Here is an 8,005-nt window from a genome sequence, read left to right on the forward strand (position 1 = left end):
CAAACCGACGCCCAGAACACCGGCGCCTTATTCCTTCCAACACCCCTCATCCGTCTCGGCGCTGCGTGCCGATCCACCTTCTCCCACAAGGGGAGAAGGTGAGGCGCTCCCATGACCCAACTCGGCGCCACCGTCACCCGCGAGGGCATCCGCTTCGCAGCCTGGTCCTCGTCGGCGCGCCGCCTCTGGGTGTCGATCTTCGACGGGCAGGGAAACCGCGAACTCGACCGGTTGGAGTTGCAGCCGGAAGGCGAGGGGGTGCATGCGCTCTTCGTTCCCGGCCTTGCCTCGGGGACGCGGTATGGCTTCCGCGCCGACGGTGACTATGCGCCCGAGCGCGGGTTGTGGTTCGACCCCGACAAGCTGCTTACCGATCCCTATGCCGTCGAAATCGACCGGCCATACGCCTATCACTGGCGGCTCGCCGCGCGGCGCAATGAGGGCGCAGACACCGCGCCGCTGATGCCCAAGACCCTGGCGAAAGCCGTGCCCGAAGCGGTGCCTGTGTTGCCGCCGCTGTTTCGACCGGGCGGCCTGATCTACGAGGTGCCTGTGCGCGCCTTCACCAAGCTGCATCCCGACATTCCGCCAGCGCGGCGCGGTACGATCGCGGCAATTGCTCATCCTGTCGTCATCGAGCATCTGCAAAGGCTCGGCGTGTCGGCCGTCGAACTGATGCCGGTGACGGCGTCGATCGACGAGCGGCACCTGCCGCCGCTGGGCCTGAGCAATGCCTGGGGCTACAATCCTGTCACCTTCATGGCGCTCGACCCGCGTCTTGCGCCCGGCGGCCTCGGGGAATTGCGCGACACCGTGGCGGCGCTGCGCAAGGCCGGCATCGGCACCATCCTCGACCTCGTCTTCAACCACACAGGCGAAAGCGACCGGCTGGGGCCGACGCTGTCGCTGCGCGGCCTCGACAACCAGGGCTACTATCGGCACCGGCCGGATGGCAGGCTGGTCAATGACACCGGCACCGGCAACACCGTCGCCTGCGATCATCCCGCAGTGCGGGACATGGTGCTCGACACGCTCCGGCATTTTGTCTGCAACGCCGGCGTCGACGGCTTCCGCTTCGATCTGGCGCCGGTGCTGGGCCGCGTCGACGGCGTGTTCGATCCCGCGGCGCCCTTGCTCGCGGCGATCGCCGGCGATCCCGTCCTTGCCGATCGCGTGTTGGTCGCCGAACCCTGGGATATCGGCCCTGACGGCTACCAGCTCGGCAACTTCCCGCCGCGCTTCCTCGAATGGAACGACCGCTATCGCGACGACGCCAGGCGCTTCTGGCGAGGCGATGCCGGCGCGGTAGGAGCGCTTGCGACGCGGCTTGCCGGTTCGTCCGATGTTTTTGGCAAGGCCGGCCAGCCGGCCAGCCGCACGCTCAATTTCATCGCCGCCCATGACGGCATGACGCTGGCCGACATCGTCGCCTATGAGCGCAAGCACAACGCGGCCAATGGCGAGCAGAACCGCGACGGCCACAACGACAATTTGTCCTGGAACAACGGCGCCGAGGGCGAGACGGACAGTGCGGCGATCACCAAAGCGCGCTTCGACGACCAGTGCGCGCTGCTCGCCACGCTGTTTGCCTCGCGCGGCACCATCATGCTGACAGCGGGCGACGAGTTCGGCCGCTCCCAGAAGGGCAACAACAATGCCTATGCGCAGGACAATGCCATCACCTGGCTCGACTGGGCCGGCCGCGACCAGGCGCTGGAGCGCTACGCATCGGCGCTCGGCATGCTTCGCCGTACCGTCCCCGCTTTGTCGGATACCGATTTCCTGACAGGACAACCGGCCGATGCGACAGGCATCCCCGACGTCGCCTGGTTGACCGAGACCGGTATGCCGCTTGCCGAGACGGACTGGAACGACCCCGCGCGACACCGCCTCGTCATGCTATTGGGTGATGCGGGCGGCGACCGCCTTGCCGTCATGATCAATGGCGATCGTCGCCAATGCGTCTTCACCTTGCCCGCGCGGGAAGGCTTCCGATGGCAGCCGGCGATCGAGACGCAGGCGATCGACCTTGCGCGGCCGCTGCCGGGCCGCAGCGTCCATTTCATGGCAGAGCATCGGACCGAAAAGTGGCAGCCGGGCTTCGGGCAATCCGATGCGAAAAAAACCAGTTCGCGCTGGACCGCCAAGGGTCGCGCCAGGAAGGGTTCGTGATGGCCGACAACAATGCCGACCCTTGGGCGGGGCAGGGGGCCGAATGGTGGCGCGGCTGCGTCATCTACCAGGTCTATCCGCGCTCCTTCCAGGACACGACCGGCGACGGCAGCGGCGATCTCAGGGGTATCACCGCGCGACTTGCCCACATCGCCTCGCTCGGCGTCGATGCCGTCTGGCTATCGCCCTTCTTCAAGTCGCCGATGGCCGACATGGGCTATGACGTGTCGGACTATCGCGACGTCGATCCGATGTTCGGTTCGCTGGAGGATTTCGACGCTCTGGTCGCCGAAGCGCACCGGCTGAGCCTGAAAATCGTCATCGACCAGGTCTTGTCGCACTCATCCGACAAACACGAATGGTTCATCGAGAGCCGCGCCAGCCGCGACAATCCCAAGGCCGACTGGTACGTGTGGGCCGATACGAAACCCGACGGCAATGCGCCCAACAACTGGCTGTCCGTCTTCGGCGGCCCGGCCTGGGAGTGGGATTCAACCCGCCGGCAATATTACATGCACAATTTCCTCGCCTCGCAGCCCGATCTGAATTTCCACAATCCGGAGGTCCAGGACGCGCTGCTGGACACGGTGCGGTTCTGGCTGGAGCGCGGCGTCGACGGTTTCCGCCTCGACACCGTCAACTATTATGTCCACGACCGCTGGCTGCGCAGCAATCCACCCCTGGCGTCGAGCGTCGCCGGCACCAATGGCGAGACCAACACCTACCTTTACCAGGAGCATTTGTTCGACAAGACGCAGCCGGAGAACCTGGCTTTCCTCAGGCGTTTCCGGGCGCTGCTCGACGAATATCCAGAGCGCGCCGCCGTCGGCGAAATCGGCGATGAGAGCCGCTCGCTGCAGACGCTGGCCGCCTACACCTCGGGCGGCGACAAGCTGCAGATGTGCTACACCTTCGACCTGCTCGGTCCGCAATTCTCGGCGGCGCATGTGCGCGGCTGCGTCGAGGCCTTCGAACATGCGGTTGCCGACGGCTGGGTCTGCTGGGCGTTTTCCAACCATGACGTGGTGCGCCATGTCAGCCGCTGGACAGCGCCGGATGGCGATGCCGAGGCGGTAGCCAGATTCTCGATCATGCTGCTCGCCTGCCTGCGCGGTTCGATCTGCCTCTATCAGGGTGAGGAACTCGGCCTGGAGGAGGCGGAGCTTGCCTATGAGGATCTGCGCGATCCCGTCGGCATCCGTTTCTGGCCCGGTGTGAAGGGCAGGGATGGCTGCCGCACGCCGATGGTTTGGGAAGCCGGCGCCGACAATGCGGGCTTCTCGACGGGCAAACCCTGGCTGCCGGTCCCCGCCAGCCATCGCGCCTGCGCCGCCGATGTGCAGAACGGCAGCGACCAATCGGTGTTGTCCGCCTACCGTTCGACGCTCGCCTTGCGCAGGCGCCATCCGGCGCTGGTCAGCGGTTCGATCCGCTTTCTCGACGCCGAAAGCGACGTGCTGGCCTTCATCCGCGAAGGCGGCGGGCAGAAACTGCTCTGCGTCTTCAATTTCGCTGGAGAGCCGGCGAATTGGCCCTTGCCGCCGGATATTCGCGCTGTCGCTGCTGTCCTGGCTGGCACCGCTGCCGGCGAGGGGGGAGCGCTTTCGCTGCCGGCTCTCGGTTGCTTCCTTGGCCGGCTCGACTGACCGGCCGTTCGACCGCGCCTTGGCCAGGCGACCCGCTTGGCCATGAAAACCTTACTGAACGAGCACCGCCCGACCGCAGGTCGCTCCGGTGACACGTATGTCGGCCTGGCCGACGCCGACACCCAGCGCGGACAGTACATTGTAGAGCAAGTCGTCGACGGGCGCCGTTACGGTGTTGAGCAGGGTCACCACTGCCGGTTTGACCGTTCCGAGCAGCGCGGTGAGATCGATGCCGAGACCAAGCACATTGGCCGAAAGCGACAGGTTGTTGACCAGCGACGTGGTGAGCGACTGCGAGATGTTGCGCGTCGAAACGGTTTTGACGGTCTTGTTGGCGATGTCGGTCGCATTGAACGTCAAGGTCTGCGGATTGTTGTTGGTGATGGCGGTCGCGGCCGAACCCATCACCTGGATCAGCGGTATCAACAGCAGCTTCACATCGGCGATGTCCGCATCGGTGAAGGTCTGTGGCTGGCTGAAATCGGCGAAGCCGGAGGGATTGTTGCTGTTGGCCAGGTTAAGCTGGGCAACGCCCGGGTGCGCGGCGATCGAAACGCTGATGCTGGAAGGCCCTGTCGGACAGCTGATGTCGGTCAGCTTGGCTTCGGCATAGGCGACTTCGACATTGAGCGGCAGGTTGACGGCGAGCAGGCTGATGCCGCCGCCGAGGCCGGGCGTGCCGACACCGACGGAGGCCGTCAGTTTGATGCGCGTCTGGGCGGTGCGCACGACAGTGCCGATGCCGTCGACCGCGAGCCAGGGCGAGGATTGCGGCGGCTGCCCGATGGCGATGTTGAGCTTGGTCGAGAGCAGTCCCGGAATGGTGGCGCCGAGATCGACCGCGGCCTGGTTGGTGCCGTTGGCCAGCACGGCGGCGGCGGTCAGCATTCCCATGGCGCTTGCATCGACGCCGAAGCCGGACGGCTGTTGCCCGAGGCCCAGGCTGCCGACGGACCCGAGATCGACAAGGCTGCTGAGCGGGATCTTGACCGTGCTGGTCGACTTGGAGGCGATGGTCTGCAGGGCGACCTTGGCCGTGTTGCCGAGGCCGGGGACGTTGGCGATGGCGGTGGCGATCTGGCCGACAGTCGCTTTCGAGGCCAGTACGTCCGAATAGGTGCCGGCCGTGATGTTCAATTGTATGGCGAGCGCACTGATGAAGGACAAGACGCTGACATCGGCCGAGATCAGCCCGTTATAGTCCATGACACTGAGCGAAATGTTGCCGCCGAGGAGCCCGCTCAGCAAAGCATTGAGGACGCCGCCATTGACGCCGAGCAGTCTCGACCCCACCGAGAATGCCGCCTGCGGCGTCATGCTGGCCGTGGCTTGGGTGCCGATGACCGGAGTGGGGATGAGCGAACTTGCAAAATAGCGGGTGGGGACTTTCGCCAGCGTGACACGTACCGCATTGTAGGGTGTCACGCCCGCCTGGAAGCGTTGGGTGACGTTGGTGGTCGTCGAGGCATATCGGCCCTGCGTGACCGTCACCACGGTCTTGCCGAGGGCCGGGGCAATGGTCTGGCCCGAGGCTTGAACGACGACACCCGGCATGCCGTTGTCGGTGAGCGTGGTGACGACCGCCATGTTGACATTGTTGATGTTCGAGGCTGCGGTGATCGCCGCCAGATCGACCATCGCCTGGGCCTGCCGGCGCTCCGAGTAGATGGAGGCTTCATCGATGGCCACCGCGGCCAGCGCCAGGGCGACCGGCACGCTCAGCGCGGTCATGACGGCGAAATTCGCCTTCCTGTCCTCCATCATAGACCGTGCAAGCCGGCCGATGCCCTTGCCCGCACGCTGCAGCATTCAGATACCCCCAACCCTGATCGTTGACTGACGCTTGATGGTGGTCCCTGGCATGGCTATGCCCGGGAAGAGATTCCAGATCGGCAGGTTGTGTGCATCGTACGAGACCGACACCACGAACTGGCTGCCGTCGGCCACGCTGTCATTGGCCTGGTAGGTCAGTTTGCTGGCGTCCACGAAGGGGTAACCACCGGCATTGTTGGCGAGGAAGGCGGCAACGAGCGTCTGCCGCTCGGTCTGATTCAACCCGGCTATAGCCGTCCGGGCGGCATCCGCCGCGATCTGCTGGATCGAGTTGGCAGCACCAAAATAGATACCGTACGCAACCATTCCGAGCAGAAGAAGGATAAAAATCGGCGACAGCAGGGCGAACTCGACCGCCGACGTTCCCGAATTGTCTGTTCGGAACGCACGTCTTCGGAGCCTGGAAATGAGGTTCTGTACCATGATACGAGCATGCCAAAGTTCGCATGCAGAAAGCGAAAACTCTGGGTGCAACCTGGGGATGCGCGCGATTGAAAATGCCGTTCTAATTTAGCTGTTGCTTCTTCGTTTTTGAGGATTGACTTAGGGTCAATCAGTACTCGGTTGAAAAGAGCTTACCTCCTGTCTAGTCTCCTGCCACCAGCTGCCGGGGGGAACCGGCGGCACGCTCAAAGGAACCAGGCATCGGTTCCGGGGCGTCAACACTCAAAGGCGCGCCGCGGGCAGCGCCGACAGGGAGAACTTCATGCTGAAAAACATGCTGAAGGCGACGGTATTCGCCACCACCATGGCGGTAGCCGCCGGCGCATTCTACTCGCCGGCGTTCGCCGAGAGCGTCTATAACAGGGGCACCGCCGCCGAATCGGAGTCGGTCGACCCGCACAAGACCTCGACGGTGTATGAAGCCAACGTGCTGCGCGACCTGTTCCAGGGACTGGTCATGCAGGACGAGAAGGCAAATCTCATTCCGGGCGCCGCCGAAAGCTGGACGGTGTCGGATGACGGCACCGTCTACACCTTCAAGCTGCGCAAGGACGGCATGTGGTCGGACGGCAGCCCGGTGACGGCGGACGACTTTGTCTACGCCTTCCACCGGCTGGAAGATCCGGCGACCGGGGCCGAATACGCCTCGATGCTGTATCCGGTGAAGGGCGCCGAGGACGTCAACACCAAGAAAGGCAAGCCCGAGGACATGGGCGTCAAGGCCATCGACGCCAACACCCTGGAAGTGACCCTGAAGGCGCCGACGCCCTACTTCCTGGAGATGCTGACCCACCAGGCGACCTATCCGGTCAGCAAGGCTTCGATTGAGAAACTCGGCGCCGACTGGATCAAGCCCGGCAAGCTCGTCTCGAACGGCGCCTACACGCTGGCCGAATGGGTTCCCAACGACCACATGAAGCTGGTCAAGAATCCGAAATTCTGGGACGCCGCGACCGTCAAGTTCGACGTGGTCAACTATATCCCGACCGAAGACCGCTCATCGGCGATGAAGCGCTTCGAGGCAGGCGAACTCGACAGCTATGACGATCTGCCGACCGAACAGCTTGCCGACCTCAAGACCAAGTTCGGCGACCAGATCCATGTCGGCCCCTATCTCGGCACCTATTATTACGCCATCAAGACCGACAAGGCGCCGTGGAACAACCCTGAACTGCGCAACGCCATCTCGATGGCGATCGACCGCGACTTCATCGCCGAAAAGGTCTGGCAGAACTCGATGCTGCCCGGCTATTCGATGGTGCCTCCCGGCATCGAGGGCTACACGCCCGCAATGGCCAAATATGCCGAGATGCCGCAGATAGACCGCGAGGACGCGGCCAAGAAAATCCTCGAGAAACTCGGCTACACGCCCGAACATCCGCTGAAGATGGAAATCCGCTACAACACCTCGGAAAACCACAAGAACACCGCGGTCGCCATCCAGGAGCAGCTGAAGCCGCTTGGCGTCGACGTCACGCTGCTCAACACCGACACCAAGACGCACTACTCCTTCCTCGAGCAGAAGGGCGACTATGACGTGGCGCGTGCCGCCTGGATCGCCGACTACAAGGATCCGGAAACCTTCCTTGGGATCTCGCGCAAGGCGAGCGGCAACAACTACTCGAACTACAACAGCCCGGCCTATGAAGCAGCGATGGACAAGGCAGCCGCCGCCGGAGGCAAGCCCGAGGAGCGCATGAAGGAACTCTCCGAGGCCGAACGCATTCTCGTCGACGATGTTGGCCAGATCCCGCTGCTCTACTACAGCTACCACGACATCGTGTCCTCGAAGCTGCATGGCTTCGTCGACAATGTGATGGATGTCCATCCGTCGCGTTTCGTCAGCAAGGACTGATCCCTGGCCAAGCCGCGCGGGGGGGGGCCGGGGGCGGGGGGGGGGGGGGGGGGGG

General features: G+C 64.0%; 5 protein-coding genes. 3 read left to right on the forward strand and 2 right to left on the reverse strand.

All coding sequences use genetic code 11. The features are described from left to right. Nucleotides 1–111 precede the first annotated feature (111 nt). Together glgX and FJV83_RS03505 are read left to right on the forward strand one after the other, a co-directional pair. Nucleotides 112–2,172 (forward strand): glycogen debranching protein GlgX, encoded by a 2,061-nt coding sequence (glgX, locus tag FJV83_RS03500; protein WP_142885043.1) that lies wholly within the window; start codon nucleotides 112–114, stop codon nucleotides 2,170–2,172. Further along, nucleotides 2,172–3,818: an alpha-glucosidase family protein gene (locus FJV83_RS03505; protein ID WP_142885044.1), complete on the forward strand. Its 1,647-nt coding sequence runs from the start codon at nucleotides 2,172–2,174 to the stop codon at nucleotides 3,816–3,818. The genes glgX and FJV83_RS03505 overlap by 1 nt, the downstream gene beginning before the upstream one ends. Before the next feature lie 51 nt (nucleotides 3,819–3,869). Here the strand turns inward: FJV83_RS03505 and FJV83_RS03510 are convergent, their stop codons facing one another. Both FJV83_RS03510 and FJV83_RS03515 read right to left on the reverse strand, forming a co-directional pair. Continuing rightward, nucleotides 3,870–5,627, reverse strand: a complete 1,758-nt coding sequence (locus tag FJV83_RS03510; protein ID WP_142885045.1) for a pilus assembly protein TadG-related protein — start codon at nucleotides 5,625–5,627, stop codon at nucleotides 3,870–3,872. Next, nucleotides 5,628–6,074 carry a TadE/TadG family type IV pilus assembly protein gene (locus FJV83_RS03515; RefSeq protein ID WP_095770816.1) on the reverse strand — a complete coding sequence of 149 codons (447 nt, stop codon included), beginning with the start codon at nucleotides 6,072–6,074 and terminating at the stop codon, nucleotides 5,628–5,630. 283 nt (nucleotides 6,075–6,357) lie between these two features. Between FJV83_RS03515 and FJV83_RS03520 the strand changes: the two genes are divergently transcribed. Then, nucleotides 6,358–7,950 (forward strand): peptide ABC transporter substrate-binding protein, encoded by a 1,593-nt coding sequence (locus FJV83_RS03520; protein WP_095770815.1) that lies wholly within the window; start codon nucleotides 6,358–6,360, stop codon nucleotides 7,948–7,950. Nucleotides 7,951–8,005 lie beyond the last annotated feature (55 nt).

Origin of the sequence: Mesorhizobium sp. WSM4307 (assembly GCF_007003945.1) — a bacterium.
Taxonomy (GTDB): domain Bacteria; phylum Pseudomonadota; class Alphaproteobacteria; order Rhizobiales; family Rhizobiaceae; genus Mesorhizobium.